The organism is Achromobacter sp. FW305-C-30-7 (genome assembly GCF_058783105.1).
The window spans coordinates 89,679-107,795 of the sequence record NZ_JBYSYI010000014.1 but is presented as its reverse complement, the minus strand read 5'-3'; the positions used below and the strand labels follow the sequence as shown (position 1 = coordinate 107,795).

Sequence of the window (18,117 nt, the reverse complement as noted above, 5' to 3'; positions counted from 1 at the left end):
AGGAAACGGACATGAAATTGATACAGCACATCGACGATGTCGAAACATCGATGCAAGGCATCGCCCATCGGACGATCGCGTCGCATCGAGACGGCTTGACCGGCCTTTCGGTCTGGCATCAGAAGATTGCGGTGGGCATGGCGACGCCGGACCACTGGCATGAATGCTCGGAAGTGATCGTGTGCGAGCAGGGCAGGGGCCGGGTCGAGTCGGATGAGGGCACGCTGCGCTTCTCGGCGGGGATGAGCGTCGCCATTCCTGGCTGTGTGGTTCACCAGATATTCAACGATGGCCAGGACACGCTGGTGATCAGAGGCATACTCGCGGCCTCGCCGGTGGAGGTGTTTCATCCCGACGGGAAACCCTTGCCCTTGCCCTGGATCAGCTGAAGAAGAAATCCTTGGCGGCGTTTTGTTGATGCAGCATCCCGCGGCGGCGAAAGCGCGGACTGATACCGAAACAGGAGAGCAGGGTGAGGATGACATTTGGCGATCGGCTGGTCGACCTTCTACTCGAGGAAAAAGTTGAGATGATTTTTTCCCAAGGGGATCTGAGTATGGTGGAGATCCAGAAATGCGCGCAACAGAAGGGTATCCGGCTCGTTGGCCCGCGTCATGAGCAGGTGGCGGCCTTCATGGCTTCGGGCTATTACTGCATGACAGGCCGCATGCAGGTGGCTATGGGCGCCATGGGGCCGGGCGTTTCCAACATGCTCTCGTCCGCTGTCTGTGCGGCGCAGGAGAACATTCCTCTCCTGCTGATCGGTTCACGCAGGCAATCCGCCACCAATCTTGCGGTGCGCCGCAACAGGTGGCTGTATGCCCCGATGCTCGAAATGTTCCGCGTGCCCTGCAAATTCGTGGCGTCCATCGATACGCCCGGCCATCTGGACGACATCGTCAGGGAAGCATTCCGGCAGGCGTGGGCAGGCACTCCGGGGCCCGTGTATCTGGAATTCGACTATTCCATCCAGGACATGGAATGGGATTTTCCGCCCCCGGAAAGTCCGGCTCGTTATCGCGCGCAGCCTCGGGCCGCTGACGCCGCCAGCATGGATAAGGCTTGCGACCTGATACTGAGCGCTCGCAAACCCATCCTGATGGCCGGACCCGCAGTTGTCAGGAACCGCTTGCACGCCAAATTCCGCAAACTGGCCGATCTGGTCGGGGCGCCGGTGCTGACTTCGCTGGGGGGCACCGGAGCGGTTCCCGAGAGCGATGACAGGTACTTGTTCCAATTCAGCCGGGCGGGCAGAGAGGCGATAGAGAAGTCCGACCTCTTGATCGGGATTGGAACCAATTTCCCTGAAATGGACGGCTACGGGCGTCACGGGCCATTCGCCGCGGGTGCAGGTGCGGACCGCAAGATTTTGGTGCTGGAGACCGATCCCGGAATGGTGGGCGTGAACCGCTGCGCAGATCATGCGGTGGTGGGAGATCTGTCGCTGATTCTGGGGCAGCTTATCGCCGGACTGGAACGGGCAAGGCCGACGCCGGCATGGGCAGAACTATCGCGCTTGCGGGTCGAGTACGTAGCGGAGCGCGAGCGCCTGGCCGCGGCCATTCCCGAATCCGAGCAGATCCATCCGTCCCGGCTCATGCTGGAGGCTCGCAAGGCTGTTCCCGAAGACGCCGTCATCGTGTTGGACGGCGGCCTTACCATCCTGCACAAGATGGCGTTCTTCGAGCAGCGCAGCAGCGAATTTCTCTACACTTCCACTTTTTCACACCTCGGCTCCGGCCTGGGTTATGCGATCGGCGCACAGCTTGCCGCCGGCTCGCGGCGCGTCTGCCTACTGACGGGCGACGGAGCGCTGGGCTTTCATTTGGCGGAGTTCGAAACGCTGGTTCGACACCAGCTTCCCGTGGTGGTCATCGTCAACGACGATCGCGCGCTGGGCGCGGAAATGTCGTCGCACATGCAGCATGTCGGCCATGCCATCGAGGCCACGTTCAGCCCTGTCAGATACGATCAGATCGCGCGCGCCATGGGAGGGCATGGCGAGTACGTCCAGGAAGCGCAGGAGATCGTTCCGGCCGTCCAGCGCGCCTTCTCCGCCGGAAAGCCCGCGTTGGTGCAGGTCGTCACCGACCAGAAAGCCAGCTACATGGACGCTCCCCCCTACGTGGACGCCTTGGCCGGATGGCTGGGGAACGACGCCTTGTCGCCGTCCGGACTTTTCTGATCAAGGGCCCCGACCATGACCACAACCATGGAACACGAACTGTCCGAGGCGTTGGGCAGGCAGAAGAGGTCGTTCATGAACGCGGGCTATCCGGCTCTCGAGGTCCGGCTCGACCGTCTCAGGCGGCTGGCCAACGTGCTGGATCGGAACCGGAAGGAGATCGTGGAAGCGGAGGCCGCCGATTTTGGCGGACGCAGCCGGTTTTTGAGCCATTCCGCGGACATCCTGGGGGGGCTTGAGGTCATCCGCCACACGTCGAGCCAACTCGGCGATTGGATGAAGGCGCAGCCACTGGACGTCGGCGATCCGGATGTCGACGTGCAGCTCAGCTTCGCACCGCTTGGGGTGGTGGGAGCCATGACCCCTTGGAATGGACCGGTCCTCATCAGCTATCTCGCCCTGGTGGGGATACTGGCAGCGGGCAACCGCGCAATGATCAAACTGCCGGAATTGACTCCCGCGACCTCCAGCCTGCTCGCCAGGGAACTGGGCAGGGAGTTCGACGCGGCTGAAGTCCTGGCCGTACAGGGCGGAGCCGACGTCGCAGCGGCCTTCAGCCGTTTGCAGTTCGACCATCTGCTTTTCACGGGGTCGACTGAAACCGGCAGGAAAGTCATGATGGAAGCGGCGAGGAACCTGGTGCCGGTTACCTTGGAGCTGGGAGGAAAATGTCCGGTCTTCATCGGCAGGAGCGCGGACATCGACGTGACTGCCGCGCGTCTGGCGCACGGGAAATTGCTGTTTGCGGGGCAGGTATGCGTAACGCCGGACTATGTGCTGGCGCCGCGGCAGGTGGCGGAGCGCCTGGCCGAAGGGATACTTGCGCACGCACAACAGCTATATCCCTCGATTGCCGGCAATGACGACTACTCCGCCATAATCAGCGACAGGCACTACGCTCGCTTGCAGACCCTGGTGGACGATGCCGTGGCGAAAGGCGCAAGCGCGAGGCAACTGCACGGCGCGCAAGCGCGCCCGGCGGGGACGCGCCAGTTCCCGTTGACGCTGCTATTGGAGACGAGCGCCTCGATGGCGGTCATGCGCGAGGAAATCTTCGGCCCCATTCTGCCTGTCATCGGCTGCGACTCCTTCGAGGAGGCGGCCCGCTATGCCCGGTCGCTGACGCGTCCTCTCGCATCCTACTATTTTGGCGATGACCCGGAGGAAATACGCTGGCTGCGGGAGAATTTCCAGGCCGGGTCGCTCACCCTCAACGACGTCGTGTCCCAGCTTTTTCACGAGCAGATTCCGTTCGGCGGGGTCGGCGCCAGCGGTATGGGCCGATATCGTGGGGTCGCTGGATTCAGGACGTTCAGCAACCTGATGCCCGTCGTCACGCAGAATGCCGCGGAAGCCAAGCTTGAGAAGCACAGGCCGCCGTATCCCGCCGGTTGATGGTCTGGGGCGGAAAGCGGCACCGGGGAATTCGGTGAGCCGCTGCGCACCTCTGGCCCGCGTGCGCCGCCTTGCCGCAACGGTTGCGCTCAAGAAGCGTTATCGGCCTGCCACCAGCGTACGCGTGTGACGCGTCTTTCGCCCTAGATAAGGCAACAAACTGACCAATCCCAGCACAGCCAATGCGGCCCCAACCCAAAGCGGCGAACGCACGCCATAACCCGCCGCGATACCCAGTCCGCCGATCCACGCACCAGCCCCCAGCCCGATATTGATCACCGAAGTATGGACGGTATTGACCAACGCGCCAGGATGCGCAGTCTGCATGACACGCGCAATCATCGCGGGATTCATAGGCACGCCGACCAGGCCGATCACGATCAGCGCGCTCAGGCTGAGAACCTGGCTTTCAGCAAACACGGCGAACAGCGCCAAGGTTGCGCCCAGCACGACCAAGCCGCCAGCCATGATGGGCATGGCGTGTTTGTCCGCATAGCGCCCCACTACCATGTTTCCCAGCACGTTGGCCGCGCCGTAGACGCCCAGCAGCCAGGGAATTGAGGATGCGGCGAAGCCCGCCACTTCGGTCAGGATCGGAGCGAAATAGCTGAAGGCTGCAAACGTCGCGCCGATGATCAAGCCGCTGGTGGCGAAAGCCGCCCACAGGTGCCGGTTTTTGAACTCGGCCAGTTCCGCGGCCAGGCTGGCCGTTGCCGATGCCTTGGCAGACGGCACCAGGATCGTGATCACCCCTGCACACAGCACGGCCAGCGCAACCACCAGCCAAAAGCTGGCGCGCCAGCCCAGGTGCTGATCGACGACCGTGGCGATGGGAACACCCAGCACCGTCGCCAGCATCAAGCCTCCAATCACGATGGACGCCGCCCGGCCGCGCGACTGCATGGCCACGATCTCGGCGCAGATCGCCAGCGACACGCCAAAGCACGCGGAGCCTGCCACCCCCGTGGCGACCCGGGCGAACGCCATGACTTCGTAGCTGGTCGCGGATGCGGCGACCGACTGCGCGATTGCGTAGAAGCCCAGCAGCCAGAGCAGGGCCTTCTTGTTGGGTATGCGCAGCTTGATCAGGCCTACCGTGAGCAAGGGGCCGCCGACGACCATGCCGATGGCATACAGCGAGATGAGGTAGCCGATCTGCGTCACTGAAACGCCGAAGGCCTGCGTCAGCGACGCCATCATGCCCGCCACCATGAACTCGGACGTGGTCAGCGAGAAGATCGTCAATCCCAGGATGTAGACCGCTAGTGGCATGGGGAAACTCCTAAAGTTTATTGGTCAGTACAGAATTGCCCCAAAAGAACCGGCCAGGGGCCGGTGGCTATTTTTGGGGTAGTCGACGACTCGTTGGGTTCAGCAGCGGGACGATGGGAACACGACCTCGCGCGCGTGCGCTGTCATGGGGTAGGGGACTCGGCGTCAACTGTGCGGTTGAGCGGTGCAAAGGCCACCGCCTTGATCTCTACCAGCCCGCCATCGGGGTTCAAATCAGCAACTTCCAGTTCCACAGCGGCAGGATACGGAGCGAAGAAGAACTCATCGCGGACCCGTCCGATTGCGGCCAACTGGCCAGCCTTGTCCAGTTCCAGGCGGTCGCTGCCGAATACATGGAACATCTGCAGCTCGATCACATCTTCCATCTGCGCGTCGCAAGCCAGAAGCAGATGTTCGATCTGTCTGAACACGTCACGCAGTTCATCGCAAAACGCGGTTGCGCTCATTGGCTCGCTTGTTCTATTGCAAGCCACAATGCCGGACAGGTACACAAAGTCGCCTGCGCGACGCGCGGGCGCATAGTGAAACTGCGCAACGTCTGACTCCAGCGTGGCGGGAATCACGACTGCCCCCGTTTTGGTTGCTATGCGCCGGAAATCAATGCTGGAAGGGTGGTTCATACGGGCTCTTTGAGGTTAATAGTGTAATGATCGATAAACAATTGGGCAAAAAAATAGGCCGGAGCCTGCGGTCTGTGGTGATTCAAAGGGGCAATTGTTCTGTTGCTCATAGGCCTGCCAAGGTGCCCTCCAGCACGTCTTGAAGAAACGCCCGATCCGGCATGGATTGCCCCAGGATGCGCAGCCCGTAGTAGCTGGCAAGGAACGCGCGCGTCATTTCCAACGCGAGCCGGTCACCAGACAGTTCGCCATTGCGTTGGCCGACGGCGATAACGTGGCAGATTGTCGCTTCCAGCTTGTTGACATAGCTTCGGTTGATCCGGTCGATGACCGGATCTTTGCTGCTGCGCTCCATGACCGAAAAAAGCGCCATGCAACTACGGCGCCGGCTTGGATCCAGGTCGCCGTCAACGCCCCATTGCAGCAGCGCCCGCAATCTGTCCTTGGCGCTGCCAGGGCCGTTGAGGATCTCCGTTTGCGCCTGGAGTCCCAGCTCCTGATAGCGGCGCAGGGCTTGCTCATAGAGGTTCTGTTTGCTGCCGAATGCATGGTAGAGGCTGCCGCGCCCCAAGCCTGTGCGCTCGCACAGCTCTTGTGTTGAACTGGCTTCGTAGCCGTTCGTCCAGAAAACGTCCATGGCGGCGTCTATGACGACGGTGTCGTCGTACTCCTTGGGCCTTCCACTCATGATCACTGTCCTTTGCCGCTGTTCACGCGTCGGATTATAGGTATTATTTTACTGACTGGTAAACAACTATTTTTCGATGCCCTCGCGGCGAGCAGCAGCACCGCAAGTCCTTGGCCATCTCCTGGCGCCTGCAATTTCGTTCAAGACGGAGCCGTGCGGCACTCGGTAAAAAGCGTCTCCACCAGGGGCAAGGACATCCATCTGAAATGGCTCACTCCAACCTTTCCCGAACTGCCCGATCGCCTTTCGTTCATCTCCCGGTTACCGAGCTGACGAACGCCTTGGTGGCGTTCCTGTTTGCGGCATCGGCGCCGGTGACGATCATCATGAGCGCGGGCGCGAAAGGGGGCCTCAGCCAATCCGACATCGCGTCATGGATCTTCGCGGCCTTCTCCATCAACGGCATCCTGACCGTGGCCATGTCTGCGATCTACCGGCAGCCCCTGGCGTTTTTCTGGACGATTCCTGGCACCGTGCTGGTCGCCAGCGCGCTGCAGCACCTGACTTTCGCCGAGGTCATAGGCGCCTACCTCATCACGGCCATCCTGATCCTTGCCATGGGGCTGACCGGATGGGTCAGGCTTGTGATGGATCGTCTGCCATTGCCTATCATCATGGGCATGGTTGCCGGCGTGTTCCTGAACTTCGGTCTGGACTGGATACGATCGTTTGCTTCGGACCCGTGGCTTGCCGCGGCCATGACGGTGACCTTCTTCGTGCTTTCGGCCTTTCCTGCCGTTCAGAAATGGCTCCCGCCCATGGTCGGCGTGCTGATTGTTGGCATTGTGTCGCTGGTGATTGCGGGCGAGGCTCCGCGCATTGAAGGCGTGACGGTGGCCAATGCGCTGGCGCAGCCCAATCTCTATGTGCCCGTCTTCTCGTGGCCCGCGATTCTCGAATTGGTCGTGCCGCTTACGGTCACCGTGGTGGCGGTCTACACACCACAAGGCGTGTCCCTGCTGAGAAATGCGGGTCATAGCCCGCCCGTCAATGCGATTACCAATGCCTGCGGCATTTTCTCGGCCATTACCGCGCTTTTCGGTTGCGTGTCGACATGCCTGACCGGCCCCTCAAGCGCCATCCTCGCATCGGGCGAATGCAGAAGCCGTCACTGGCTCGCGGGCATCTTCCTGGGGATCCTGGCGATTCTGTTCGGGGCGTTTTCTCCGATCGTGACGCAGGCCATGCTGGCTACGCCTACGACGTTTCTTGCTTCGCTTGCCGGTCTTGCGCTGTTGCGCATCTTGCAGGGCGCCTTCCAAACATCCTTTAGCCAGAAATTCTCGCTGGGGGCGTTGGTCGCATTTCTGGTGACGCTGGGCAGCCCCGCACTGTTCGGTATTGGCGCGCCGTTTTGGGGGATCGTCTTCGGCGTCGTCACAAGCTTGATGCTGGAGCGCCCGGACTGGACCCGCTCTTGAAACGGTTGCGCGGGCGTCGCGCGATCCTGTCCGATGGACTAGTACAACAATGGAGAAACTATGGGCGACATCGACGCGGCTTTGCCAGATGCGAGCACGCTTTATCCTGGCGCCGTCGTGGCGCGCTTCAGCGGGAAATCACCCAGCCGCATTAGCGCGGCCGGGCACGTCGATATGGCGCGTTCAGCTGCGCTGGCGCCTGATGCCATTTTCCGAATCTCGTCCATGACCAAGCCGATCACGGCGGTTGCGCTCATGATACTGATCGAGAAACTCGATATCGAGCTGACCGAGCCAGTGGCCAAGTGGTTGCCCGAACTGGGCAAGCCCAAGGTACTGGTCGATCTGCAGGGTGAACTGGATAGAACGGTGCCCGCGAAGCGCGAGATCACCATCGAGGACATCCTGACGTCCCGGCTTGGCACGGGTATCGTGCCCGCCGTTCCCGGCAGCACCCCGATCCAGCGGGAAATCGCGCGCCAACAACTGGTGGGCTTTGGTCCCCCGCGGCCAGCCTCGGCCATGGGGCCGGATGAGTGGCTTCGCAGGCTCGGCGCCTTGCCGCTATTGGCGCATCCCGGCGACCGGTGGTTTTACTCGGTCGCGTCCAATGTGCAGGGAGTGCTGATCGCCCGGCTCTCGGGCATGGCATTGTCTGAGTTCCTGAGTGCGCGGGTGTTCGAGCCCTTGGATATGAAGGACACCGGCTTTTACGTCAAACCCGGGCAGTTGTCCCGCCTCACGCCCGCCTATTCCAGCGACCTCCAGCTTGCGGATGGTCCGAAAGAGGAGAGCGCTTGGGCGAACCCCCCCGCATTTGAAGGCGGCGAAGGCGGTTTGGTGTCAACGGCGGCCGACTACCTGGCCTTTGTACGCATGCTGCATGCCGAGGGGGAAACGCCCAAAGGCCGGCTGCTGGGCAAGACTTGGGTCAGGCGCATGCTGACCGACCAGCTTACTGCCGGACAGCGCGCCGGCGCAGCCGGGTTTCTCGATGGCCGCGGCTGGGGTTACGGCGTTTCGGTCGACGCAGGGCGGTCCCTCACGGACGGCTTGCAAGGAACCGCGGGCTGGTCAGGAGGACTCGGCACCTCATGGCTCAGCGACCTTTCCCGCGATCGGGCGGTAGTGGTCATGTGCGCGAGGGCGCTTGATGCGCCTGCGGTCTATGCGGATCATCAGGCGCTTCAGCAGGCTGCGCTTCGCTAGGGTCCGCGCTGCATTCCTACCGGCTCCAGCCCCGCCCGAGGGTCGGGCTGGGAAAATGCTTGCGTCACTTTGATTCATGAGGCGTTGACCTCGTCAAAACCGATAGCAACAACGCAGCCGCTGCCAGGGCCGCGGCAATAAAGCCCAGATTGATCGCTCCGACCCATTCGATTCCAAGCCCGCCGATCGATCCGGACAGTGCGATGGCGAGATAGAGGATGGCCTGGTTGAGCGAGATGAGGACGGCTGCGGCATCAGGTTTGAGCGAGATCAGGCGGTGTTGTTGAGGTGTCGTGATGGCAAAGGCTGCGACTCCATAGAACGCGATCATCACGAACGCCGCCAGCAGGCTTTGCGTCGCCAGCGGCAAGACCAGCATGGCGGCAATCAACCAAAGCAGGGCAAGAATCACAACTCTCGGCCCGCCAATACGGTCCGCAAGCATCCCGGCGCCCAGGTTTCCGATGGTCCCCACGATGCCTAGGGTCGTCATCAGCCCCGCCAGATAGAAGCTATTCGCCTGGGTGGCCGATTCAAAGATGATGCCGATATAGGTGTACGGCATATAGACCGCCGTGAAGGCCAAGAGCGTTACGCCGAGCACGGCAAGAATCCGGGGCTCCAACAACAGGCGGAATTGCTGGCGCAGTCCATGGGCAGCGACAACGGCCAGCGTCGCGGGAATGGCGCGGAAGACGCCGATGACGCCGATCGCGGCGAGGCCCGTTGCCAGCCACATGGTCGATCGCCAGCCGAACACCCCGCCGAAGGCAGTACCCAAGGGCGCGCCCAACGCGGTCGCCGCGGTAAAGCCGCTGACCACCAGCGCGATGGCCTTGCCCCGATGCTCTGGCGCGACCATGGCAGCGGCGGTCACGGTGGCTGTCGGAACGAACATGCCCACGCCCAGCGCGGCCACGACCTGCCCAAGCAGGACTTGCAGGTAAGAGGGCGCGAGCGCGGTCCAGGCGCTGCCCAGGAGGTACACGGCCGATGCGGCGACCAGCACTGTCCTGCGTTGCCAGCGCACCGTCGCGGTCGTCAGGATCGGGCCTGCAATCGCGCAGGTCAGCGCGAATATCGTGATCACCTGGCCCGCGACGGAGGGGGAAATTTCAAGCGAGCGACTGAGCAGCGGTAGCAGACCCGCCAGCACGAATTCACCAGTTCCGACGACGAACACGCCGAAGGCGAGCATGGAAACTGCGAGCCACTGGCTTTTTGCCGCTGGACGGGGAACCACGCGTGAGGATGGCAATGTGGAATTGAGCATGATTGGTCCTTTTGGCGCTGCGACGCGGGCGCCGCGCCAAGTTGGCGATTTTTGGGGTGGGCCACACAAAGCCGCCGGCCTGAAAGCGGGGAGGCGCTGGTCGCCTCGTTTCCGCCTCTTGCCAGCGTGTTCATATCGACCCGTAGTTGAGTTCAGGCTTTCTTTAATATATACGACCGTACGTATATATGTCAAAGCCTGTAGCGACAGCGCGAGCCGACGTCCAGCGGCATGGAAGTGCCGCTTAGGGCGCGCTATTTCGGGCTTTTTTGCTGCTCATTGAGCGTTGATATACTCGCCCGGTTGCGATCCGGCCATGCCTCTGAAGGTTTGCGGCAATTCGCCTGAAATGATCGAGCAACCTCCGGAGCATCAGGCGAGATGGCTTGTTGAACCTGCTTGCAAAGCAGGCGCCGCACGAGAAACGAGTGAATTACGTAATGGGAGATATTGGATGCGCTTAAAGGCTCTTGCTCTGTGCTTGATGGCTGGATGGGGTACTGCCGCCGCGGCACAAGACAGCACGCAAACCCTGCAGCAAGCCTTGAGGCAGATACCGCAGGTAGTGCTTGCCTCCCCTGAAGCGATGCAGGTGTTCTTCATGGACGTGCAAGCCTGGCGGGGATTGGAGCAGGCTGGGCCGTCGGCCGATGGCATGCGCAGATTGGGCATCGCGCAATCGATCAGTCCGCTTCAATCCATCGGCTATGGCCTGGACCCGTGGTCCGATAACGCAAGAATCCGCTTTGATGAGCTGTCCTATTTCGCCGGATTTGGTCAGGCACCCGGCAACGTTGCGTATTGGGGGCTGAAGGACAGGCAGGCCGCGGACAACTTGGTGGATCGTCTGAAACAGGCCGGTTTCGCTACGGTGAATGGCGATGTCGCGGGCCTGATCGCCAATGGCGAGGCCAACAAGCCCGACATGACCAAGGCCAACGGACGCGATCCGTGGAGAGGGACGATGGGCAGCGCAAGCTTCGTTCTGCCGCTGGATGCGGCGTTGGTGCAAGCGTCCGCGCCAACGGGAATGAAAATGCTGGGTCAGCCCAAGCCGTCCGTGGCGGACAGTGAAATCGTTGCTGCCTCTCTGACCGGTCTGAAGGAGGCGGTGCCCGCGGCCAACGGCCAGATCGTGCAGGCGGCGATCATATCGCCTGTGCTGGGATTGCAGGCTGCCGACCCGAGCAAGGTCATATCTTCCTCGCCGGACGATATGGAGACCGCGAAGCAGAAGCTCAAAGCCTTGGCCGAATCGAGCGGACGCGGCATCCCGCCTTACTTTGCGGGTGTGATTGCGGACGTGCAGATCAAGAATGCGCCTGCGGTCGTGATTTCGCTGTCCTATGCCGATTGCGCGACCGCCAAGCAGGCCGTGGACGGCGTGGCTGCCGCCTGGAAGCAAAGCATGGCCAACGCGGTGCAGGCCGAGGTTTCGGTGCGTACCGTCCCGGCCGGCAAGCTGTGCGCCGCAGTCGTCAGCGTGACGGCGCCGAAAGCGGAGAATGCCGGCAATCCGATACTGGCGCAGGTCATGAATCGCTACATGCGGCGCGAATTCACGGTCCTGCAGATCGGTTCGTCGCTCTGAACTTCCACCCCCGCCAGGGCCAGTCGTCATGCGCGGCAGACGGCCCAGGCAGAGGGAGGGCAGTTACGGACGCAAGCCGCAGATATCGCGCAACTGCGCGATGTCTGGTTCCACTCCCAGGCCCGCCTCGTTTCCGAGGTTGGCCTTTCCTTCGACGATCCTGCCCAATGCCGGGCTGAGTGCTGCGCGCAGGGGATTCTCGTTGGCATCGATTTCGAGCATGCCGCCGGCTTGTCCCCGTGCCGCCAGGATGTGCGCCGAGGCGAGCTGGCCGACGCCTGCGCCGAGGAAATGCGGGCAGTAGCGCAGTCCTGCCTGGTGGATCCGGTCGATGACGGGCAGGCAACCGGAAATGCCGCCCCATTTGGCCAGATCCGGCTGTACGACATGCAGCGTCTTGCTGTTGATCATCGCGTCGAAGGCATCAGGACCGATGAGGTTCTCTCCCGCCGCGAGCGGGATGCCCGCATTCTCAGCCAGCTGCGCCCATTCCGATAGGGGGCGGTCGGCGCGCAGCGGCTCCTCCAGCCATCCAGGCGTGAACTCACTCAAGCGGCTGGCCATGCGCAGCGCGCCTGCCAGATCCCAGGCCTGGTTGGCGTCCAGCATGAGTTCATTGCCTTGGGGCAGCCGGGCATGAACCGTCCTCAGGTTTGAGAGGTCCCGCTCTTCGCCGAAGCCCACCTTGAGCTTGAACGCGCGATAGCCCTCCGCATGTTTGGCGAGCACCGTGTCCTCGGGACGATCCGGGTTGATGCCGCTTGCGTAGACACGGATCACACCTGAAGCGCCACCCAGGAACTGCCAAAGCGGAACGCCCGCCCGGCGGGACAGCATGTCCCACAGCGCGAGGTCGACCCCAGCAATCACCTGCGAGATGGGGCCCGGCTCGCCGGACTGGATGGCAAGCACCGCGGTGCGCGCGCTCATGTGGGCAAACGCCGCTGCGGCCGACGCGTAGGGCTGGCCGACGACCAGCGGCGCCACTACGGTTTCAAGCAGGCGGGCGCGGTGTTCCGCGCCACAGGCGGGAAAGTTGCACCAGACCTCCCCCCAGCCCACCGCGCCGTCCGCGTCTTCTACCCGCACGAGCAGGGCGGGGCGGTCATACATGGTGCCGAACGAGGTCTGTACCGGACGCTTGACTGGCCAGCGCAGGACGTAGGCCTCGACGCGCGCCAGCGTGAAAGGCCCGACGGCCGGGGACTGTTTGGCATTAGGGTTTGTCATGGCTTTAAGATATTAAGTGCTGGTCTATAGTATGTTTAGCACTTACGGATTGCAACTCAGGTATAACCCTCTATACACACCATGCGCCTTCCGTCCTTCATCTCGCGCCCGCTGCTCATCGCGGCGCCCTGGCTATGCATCCTCGCGCTGTGGTTGGCGGTACGCGCCAGCGGGCTTGTCAGCCCCGCCCTGGTGCCTTCGCCCGCGGCTGTCATCGAAAAGTTCATCGAGCTCTCCAAGGATCGCCTGTGGCTGGACATCTGGATGTCGGCGCGCCGCGTCTTCACCGGAGTCGCGCTGGGCATCCTCGCCGCAGTGCCGGTAGGTTTTTGCCTGGGCTGGTATCGCGGGCTGCGGGTCTTTATCGATCCCGTCATCAACTTCTTCCGCGCGCTTCCGCCGATCGCGCTGATTCCGCTGGTGATCGTCTACTTCGGGATCGGCGAATCGGCCAAGACCGTGATCCTGTTCTACGCCTCGTTCTTTGCCGGCGTCATCGTGATGTATGAAGGAATTGCGCAGATCAGCCCGATCTTCGTGCGCGTTGCCCGCACGCTGGGCGCCAATGACTTGGAAATCTTCGCCAAGGTCATCGTCCCGTTGACCGTGCCGCACATCCTGACGGCCATCCGGGTGGCGCTGGGCGTGGCCTGGGCCACGCTGGTGGCGTCTGAACTTATCGCCGCCCAGCAGGGGCTCGGCGCGCTCATCCAGAACGCGTCGTCGTTTTTCCAGCTGGACGTGATCTATGTCGGGATCATCTGCATCGGCCTCATCGCCATGCTGATGGACCTGGCCCTGAGGGCCGCAAGCCGGCGCCTGGTCGCGTGGCAAGACCGCATCGCCTGAGACCATCCCGGACATCCATGACCATGACCATGAGCACCCAACTGCGCAGCGTGGATACCGCCACGCCGAAGCCGTCCCAGGAACCGAAAGTCAGGATCCGATTCGATAACGTCAGCGTGGATTTTCCTACCGCCACGGGGCCGATGAGGGTGGTGGACGGCGTGACCCTGGACATCCGGGAGGGCGAGTTCGTGTCCATCATCGGCCCGTCGGGCTGCGGCAAGACGACCTTGATGAATATCGTGGGCGGATTCGTACAGCCTAGCGCTGGCGCCGTGACGCTGGATGGGCAGCCCGTCACGGCCCCCGGGCCGGACCGGGGCGTGATTTTCCAGGAATACGGCGTGTTCCCGTGGCTCACGGTCCGCGGCAACATCGAATTTGGCATGAAGCTCGCGGCCAACAAGGTCAGTGCGCGGGAACGCGCCGAGATCTGCCAGCGCTATATGAAGCTGATGGGCCTGACCGACTTCGCCGATCACTTTCCCAAGCACCTGTCCGGCGGCATGCGGCAGCGCCTCGCGATTGCGCGCGCCTACGCCGTCAAACCGCAGTTCCTGCTGATGGATGAGCCCTTTGGCGCGCTGGATGCGCAGACCCGGACCGCCATGCAGGACCTCCTGCTCGAAGTGCTGCAGACCGAAGGCAAGACGGTGATGCTGATCACCCATTCGGTAGAGGAAGCCATCTACCTGTCGTCAAAGATCGTCGTGGTCACTGCCCGGCCTTCAAAAGTCCGGAAGGTGATAGAGGTGCCTTTCGGCTACCCCCGTTCGGAGCGGGTCCACGAGGACCCGCGCTTTGTCGAATTGAGCCGCGAGATCCGGGAACTGGTCATGTTCGAGTATCAAGCCCAGGCCCGCCAATCCGTCCGGCCGACCGATTGAGCCGGCGTCAGCAGCCCCACAGCAAGGAGACTCCATGAAGCTCGATCGCAGAACCCTACTCAAGGCCGGCGTAGCCGCGTCCATCGCAGCAATCGCGGCGCCCGCCATCGGCCAGGCGCGCAAGAAGCTGCGCGTGGGCTACCTGCACACGCCCGCCGTCGACGGACATTTGTGGCTGGGCCTGCAGATGGGCAGCTACGCCAAGCATGGCCTGGAACTGGAGCCCATCGTCTTTACCACGGGCCTCGAGATCTTCCAGGCCATGATAGGCGGCAGTCTCGACGTGCTGGCCACCGGCGCCGTCGTTTCGAACTTCCCCGCCCGCGGGCAGGGCAAGGTCTTTCTTGTGAACGACATCGAGTACGGCACCGCCCAGCTATGGGTGCGCGACGAGTCGATCAAGACCGTGGCCGACCTGAAGGGCAAGCAGATCTCGACCACAACGGGCACGACCGCCCATGTGTTCCTGGACCGGGCCTTGCGCGCGGCCAAGCTCGACCCGGGCAAGGATGTGCAGATCGTCAACCAGCGCATGGCCGATGCCGTGACCTCGTTCGTATCCGGCGCGGTCAGCGCGGTCGCGCTCTGGGTGCCATTCGACACGATCGTCCGGTCCAAGGTGTCCAATGCGCGCATGCTGATCGACGCTTCCGCGTTCTATCCGGAGGCGGCGATCATGGGCGGATGGGCGGCCAGAAACGACTTCTACGAGGCCCAAAAGCCCGCCGTTCTCAGCCTCATCGCCGCCTGGGGCGAGGCCAACGACGCCATTGTGAAAGCCCCGGAATTGGCGATGGAAACGCTGCAAAAGTCTCAATACAAGGACGTGCCGCTTGCCGAGTTCAAGGCGCAGTTCAAGCAGGCCAAGTACTTCTCCACGGCCGAGTGGCGCACCAAATATGAGGATGGTTCCGTGACCCGCTGGCTGCAGCAGGTGACCGACTTCTTCGCGCAGGCGGGGAATATCCCGAATCCGGTTCCCGCCTCGCGCTACTTCGATCCTTCGGCCTATCTGGAGGCGATCAAGACATGAGCATTGCGGCTGGCACGGGCTTTGATTACATCGTCATCGGCGGCGGCTCCGCTGGATGCGTGCTGGCCAATCGGCTCAGCCGCGATCCTGCGGTGCGCGTGCTGCTGCTGGAGGCGGGTGCGGCGGCGCGTAACTTCTGGCTCAAGCTTCCGGTGGGCTATTTCAAGACCATCTACGATCCACGGTTTTCCCGACTGTTCCCGGTCGAGGCCCAGGCCGAGACCGGCAATCGAGCCATCCTGTGGCCGCGCGGGAAAGCGCTGGGCGGTTCAAGCGTCATCAACGGTCTGTTGTATATCCGCGGGCAGCATGAGGACTACGATGATTGGGCTGCTCTCGGCGCGACGGGCTGGGCCTATCGGGACGTACTGCCGTACTTCAAGAAGTCCGAGCGCTACGACGCAGGCGAATCCGAGTACCACGGGGCTTCGGGCGAACTCCGTGTCTCCAACCTGCGCAATCAACATCCTTACACGGCTGCGTGGGTGGAAGCGGCGGTCGAGTCCGGTTGCCGGAGAAATGACGACTTCAACGGCGCGGAATCGGAGGGCGTCGGCCCCTATCAACTGACGCTCGGCAGCCGTTGGCGTTGCGACGCCGCGACCGCCTTCCTGAATCCGGCCCGGTCACGCCCGAATCTGGTGATCGAGACTGGGGCCCACGTTACGCGCATCCTGATCGAAGGCGGCCGGGCGCTAGGCGTGGAGTGGACGCAGGATGGTCAACTGAAACGCGCGATGGCGGACGCCGAGGTGGTGCTTGCCGCCGGCGCGCTGCAATCGCCCCAGGTGCTGCAGCTCTCCGGTGTGGGCGACGCGGCGCTGCTTGCCAGGCATGGCATCGCCGTCGCGGCGCATTCGCCGGAAGTCGGCCGCAACCTGCAGGACCATTACCAGGCGCGCGTGATCGTCAAATTGAAGCAGCGCATGTCGCTCAACGACGCGGTGCGCAATCCGTTTAGCCTCGCTGGGATGGGGGCGCAGTGGCTGTTCCAGGGCAGGGGGCCGCTCACGGTGGGCGCGGGCCAAGTGGGCGGACTGGCGGCGACCGAGCACGCGGTGGGCGGCCGGGCAGACATACTCTTCAATGTCATGCCGCTGTCGGTCGACAAACCCGGCGACCCGCTGCATCGGTTTTCCGGATTCTCCGCGTCGGCCACGCAATGCCGGCCCGATTCGCGCGGAAATGTGGAGATCGTGGGCACGGATCCCTTTGCATCGCCGCGTATCGTTTCGAACTACCTGACCGAGCCGCGCGATGCGAAGGTCCTGGTCGCGGGGTTGCGCATGTTGCGCGATATCTATGCCCAGCCGTCGTTCCGCGAATTGGTGACCGGTGTAGAGTACCTGCCGGGGAACGACGTGACGACTGCCGCCGCATTGGAGCAATTCGCCCGCAACAAGGGCGGAACGGTCTTCCATCCCGCCGGCACCTGCCGCATGGGCGGCGATGCCGGATCGGTGGTCGATGCGCGCTTGCGCGTCCGCGGGATCGAGCGCTTGCGGGTCATCGACGCTTCGGTCATGCCCCGCATGGTGTCGACGAACACGAACGCCGCCGCGATCATGATCGGCGAGAAGGGCGCCGCGCTGATCCTGGAGGACGCGCGCGGCGGAGTCCGGCTACCCACGCGTGATATAGTCGCGGACACTTTGACGCCATGATTCTCGACACCGCCCAAGCCCCTCTCTACGTTCAACTTTCGGATCTGTTCCGACAGCGGATCCTGAAGGGCGTGTGGAAGAACGGTGACAAATTGCCCTCGCTCGACGCGCTGGCCGAAGAGTTCCACGTGGCCAAGGTCACGGTGCGCCAGGCGATCGAAAGGCTCACCCGCGACGGGCTGCTTTCACCGCAGCGGGGGCGCGGTACCTTCGTGACGGGGGAGCCCCAGGACAACCGTTGGTTCCGGGTCGAGACCACGCTCGAGAACCTGTCCAGCGTCTATCGGAATACGCACCCGACCATACTCAATATCGACGAGTCGACGCGCACGCCATTGCTGAACGAGTCCGACGGCGTTGCCGCGGAGAAGTACGTCTTCATGCGGCGTATCCATACGCGCAACGGGCAGCCGTATTGCGTCATCAATATCTACCTGGACGCCGCCATCTTTGCAAAGCACCCCACGCGCTTTCGCAAGGAAACCGTCATCCCCATTTTGATGGGCATGTCCTCGGTGGATATCGTCTCCGCCCGCCAGGTGCTGACTATATCGACAGCGGATGTCGAGGTGGCGCAGCATTTGGGCATCAATGTGAATGCGCCCGTGGCGGAAGTCCGGCGCGTGTTCACCGGGCCGGAGCGACGCGTCATCTACCTGGGTGAGGTGACCTATCGCGGCGATTTCGTGCGCATGGAAATCGATCTGAAGCCGTGACAGGGAAAGAGCGGTCCGCGCGTCTGTGCGGGCAAGCGTTTCCGGGTGTGCCGTCCAGGCGGC

The 18,117-nt window shown here is 62.8% G+C and carries 16 protein-coding genes; 11 read left to right on the top strand and 5 right to left on the bottom strand.

The window, feature by feature from the left end; translation table 11 throughout:
* Nucleotides 1–11: 11 nt before the first annotated feature.
* From AC3WOB_RS29980 to AC3WOB_RS29970, 3 genes are all read left to right on the top strand, one after another.
* Complete coding sequence (locus tag AC3WOB_RS29980) at nt 12–389, top strand: cupin domain-containing protein (RefSeq protein WP_492277049.1); 378 nt, start codon at nt 12–14, stop codon at nt 387–389.
* Nucleotides 390–478: 89 nt separating this feature from the next.
* Entirely contained in the window at nt 479–2,185 is a 1,707-nt protein-coding gene (locus AC3WOB_RS29975) for a thiamine pyrophosphate-binding protein (protein WP_492277048.1), read from the top strand.
* 27 nt (nt 2,186–2,212) lie between these two features.
* Nucleotides 2,213–3,580: an aldehyde dehydrogenase family protein gene (locus AC3WOB_RS29970; protein ID WP_492277047.1), complete on the top strand. Its 1,368-nt coding sequence runs from the start codon at nt 2,213–2,215 to the stop codon at nt 3,578–3,580.
* Nucleotides 3,581–3,679: 99 nt separating this feature from the next.
* Here AC3WOB_RS29970 and AC3WOB_RS29965 read toward each other — a convergent pair whose 3' ends face one another.
* From AC3WOB_RS29965 to AC3WOB_RS29955, 3 genes are all read right to left on the bottom strand, one after another.
* On the bottom strand, nt 3,680–4,852 hold the full coding sequence (locus AC3WOB_RS29965; RefSeq protein ID WP_492277046.1) for an MFS transporter: 1,173 nt from the start codon (nt 4,850–4,852) through the stop codon (nt 3,680–3,682).
* Nucleotides 4,853–4,995: 143 nt separating this feature from the next.
* On the bottom strand, nt 4,996–5,493 hold the full coding sequence (locus tag AC3WOB_RS29960; RefSeq protein WP_492277045.1) for a Rid family hydrolase: 498 nt from the start codon (nt 5,491–5,493) through the stop codon (nt 4,996–4,998).
* 106 nt (nt 5,494–5,599) lie between these two features.
* Complete coding sequence (locus tag AC3WOB_RS29955; protein WP_492277044.1) at nt 5,600–6,181, bottom strand: TetR/AcrR family transcriptional regulator; 582 nt, start codon at nt 6,179–6,181, stop codon at nt 5,600–5,602.
* A 206-nt stretch (nt 6,182–6,387) separates the two neighbouring features.
* Here AC3WOB_RS29955 and AC3WOB_RS29950 point away from each other — a divergent pair, with 206 nt between their 5' ends.
* Both AC3WOB_RS29950 and AC3WOB_RS29945 read left to right on the top strand, forming a co-directional pair.
* Nucleotides 6,388–7,602, top strand: coding sequence for a benzoate/H(+) symporter BenE family transporter (locus tag AC3WOB_RS29950; protein ID WP_492277043.1), 1,215 nt, complete (start codon nt 6,388–6,390; stop codon nt 7,600–7,602).
* A gap of 60 nt (nt 7,603–7,662) precedes the next feature.
* A complete protein-coding gene (locus tag AC3WOB_RS29945) occupies nt 7,663–8,811 on the top strand; it encodes a serine hydrolase domain-containing protein (RefSeq protein WP_492277042.1) in 1,149 nt (382 codons plus the stop codon).
* A 64-nt stretch (nt 8,812–8,875) separates the two neighbouring features.
* Here the strand turns inward: AC3WOB_RS29945 and AC3WOB_RS29940 are convergent, their stop codons facing one another.
* Nucleotides 8,876–10,084 carry an MFS transporter gene (locus AC3WOB_RS29940; protein ID WP_492277041.1) on the bottom strand — a complete coding sequence of 403 codons (1,209 nt, stop codon included), beginning with the start codon at nt 10,082–10,084 and terminating at the stop codon, nt 8,876–8,878.
* A 601-nt stretch (nt 10,085–10,685) separates the two neighbouring features.
* On the opposite strand from AC3WOB_RS29940, the gene AC3WOB_RS29935 reads away from it, so the two are divergent.
* A complete protein-coding gene (locus tag AC3WOB_RS29935) occupies nt 10,686–11,675 on the top strand; it encodes a hypothetical protein (protein ID WP_492277040.1) in 990 nt (329 codons plus the stop codon).
* 63 nt (nt 11,676–11,738) lie between these two features.
* Here AC3WOB_RS29935 and AC3WOB_RS29930 read toward each other — a convergent pair whose 3' ends face one another.
* Entirely contained in the window at nt 11,739–12,905 is a 1,167-nt protein-coding gene (locus AC3WOB_RS29930; RefSeq protein ID WP_492277039.1) for a mandelate racemase/muconate lactonizing enzyme family protein, read from the bottom strand.
* 81 nt (nt 12,906–12,986) lie between these two features.
* On the opposite strand from AC3WOB_RS29930, the gene AC3WOB_RS29925 reads away from it, so the two are divergent.
* Genes AC3WOB_RS29925 through AC3WOB_RS29905 form a run of 5 tightly spaced genes read left to right on the top strand, consistent with a single transcriptional unit; the run spans nt 12,987 to nt 18,054 of the window.
* Entirely contained in the window at nt 12,987–13,754 is a 768-nt protein-coding gene (locus tag AC3WOB_RS29925) for an ABC transporter permease (RefSeq protein WP_332016001.1), read from the top strand.
* A 29-nt stretch (nt 13,755–13,783) separates the two neighbouring features.
* Complete coding sequence (locus AC3WOB_RS29920; RefSeq protein WP_492277038.1) at nt 13,784–14,641, top strand: ABC transporter ATP-binding protein; 858 nt, start codon at nt 13,784–13,786, stop codon at nt 14,639–14,641.
* A 34-nt stretch (nt 14,642–14,675) separates the two neighbouring features.
* Nucleotides 14,676–15,674, top strand: coding sequence for an ABC transporter substrate-binding protein (locus AC3WOB_RS29915; protein ID WP_492277037.1), 999 nt, complete (start codon nt 14,676–14,678; stop codon nt 15,672–15,674).
* Nucleotides 15,671–17,338 carry a GMC family oxidoreductase gene (locus AC3WOB_RS29910; protein ID WP_492277036.1) on the top strand — a complete coding sequence of 556 codons (1,668 nt, stop codon included), beginning with the start codon at nt 15,671–15,673 and terminating at the stop codon, nt 17,336–17,338. Before AC3WOB_RS29915 ends, AC3WOB_RS29910 begins: the two co-directional genes overlap by 4 nt.
* Nucleotides 17,335–18,054, top strand: a complete 720-nt coding sequence (locus tag AC3WOB_RS29905; protein ID WP_492277035.1) for a GntR family transcriptional regulator — start codon at nt 17,335–17,337, stop codon at nt 18,052–18,054. Before AC3WOB_RS29910 ends, AC3WOB_RS29905 begins: the two co-directional genes overlap by 4 nt.
* Nucleotides 18,055–18,117 lie beyond the last annotated feature (63 nt).

Bases quoted from the DNA above. Each gene is read 5' to 3' on its own strand.
- AC3WOB_RS29980 (WP_492277049.1), top strand. From the start codon at position 12: ATGAAATTGATACAGCACATCGACGATGTCGAAACATCGATGCAAGGC.
- AC3WOB_RS29975 (WP_492277048.1), top strand. From the start codon at position 479: ATGACATTTGGCGATCGGCTGGTCGACCTTCTACTCGAGGAAAAAGTT.
- AC3WOB_RS29970 (WP_492277047.1), top strand. From the start codon at position 2,213: ATGGAACACGAACTGTCCGAGGCGTTGGGCAGGCAGAAGAGGTCGTTC.
- AC3WOB_RS29965 (WP_492277046.1), bottom strand. From the start codon at position 4,852: ATGCCACTAGCGGTCTACATCCTGGGATTGACGATCTTCTCGCTGACC.
- AC3WOB_RS29960 (WP_492277045.1), bottom strand. From the start codon at position 5,493: ATGAACCACCCTTCCAGCATTGATTTCCGGCGCATAGCAACCAAAACG.
- AC3WOB_RS29955 (WP_492277044.1), bottom strand. From the start codon at position 6,181: ATGAGTGGAAGGCCCAAGGAGTACGACGACACCGTCGTCATAGACGCC.
- AC3WOB_RS29950 (WP_492277043.1), top strand. From the start codon at position 6,388: ATGGCTCACTCCAACCTTTCCCGAACTGCCCGATCGCCTTTCGTTCAT.
- AC3WOB_RS29945 (WP_492277042.1), top strand. From the start codon at position 7,663: ATGGGCGACATCGACGCGGCTTTGCCAGATGCGAGCACGCTTTATCCT.
- AC3WOB_RS29940 (WP_492277041.1), bottom strand. From the start codon at position 10,084: ATGCTCAATTCCACATTGCCATCCTCACGCGTGGTTCCCCGTCCAGCG.
- AC3WOB_RS29935 (WP_492277040.1), top strand. From the start codon at position 10,686: ATGGACGTGCAAGCCTGGCGGGGATTGGAGCAGGCTGGGCCGTCGGCC.
- AC3WOB_RS29930 (WP_492277039.1), bottom strand. From the start codon at position 12,905: ATGACAAACCCTAATGCCAAACAGTCCCCGGCCGTCGGGCCTTTCACG.
- AC3WOB_RS29925 (WP_332016001.1), top strand. From the start codon at position 12,987: ATGCGCCTTCCGTCCTTCATCTCGCGCCCGCTGCTCATCGCGGCGCCC.
- AC3WOB_RS29920 (WP_492277038.1), top strand. From the start codon at position 13,784: ATGAGCACCCAACTGCGCAGCGTGGATACCGCCACGCCGAAGCCGTCC.
- AC3WOB_RS29915 (WP_492277037.1), top strand. From the start codon at position 14,676: ATGAAGCTCGATCGCAGAACCCTACTCAAGGCCGGCGTAGCCGCGTCC.
- AC3WOB_RS29910 (WP_492277036.1), top strand. From the start codon at position 15,671: ATGAGCATTGCGGCTGGCACGGGCTTTGATTACATCGTCATCGGCGGC.
- AC3WOB_RS29905 (WP_492277035.1), top strand. From the start codon at position 17,335: ATGATTCTCGACACCGCCCAAGCCCCTCTCTACGTTCAACTTTCGGAT.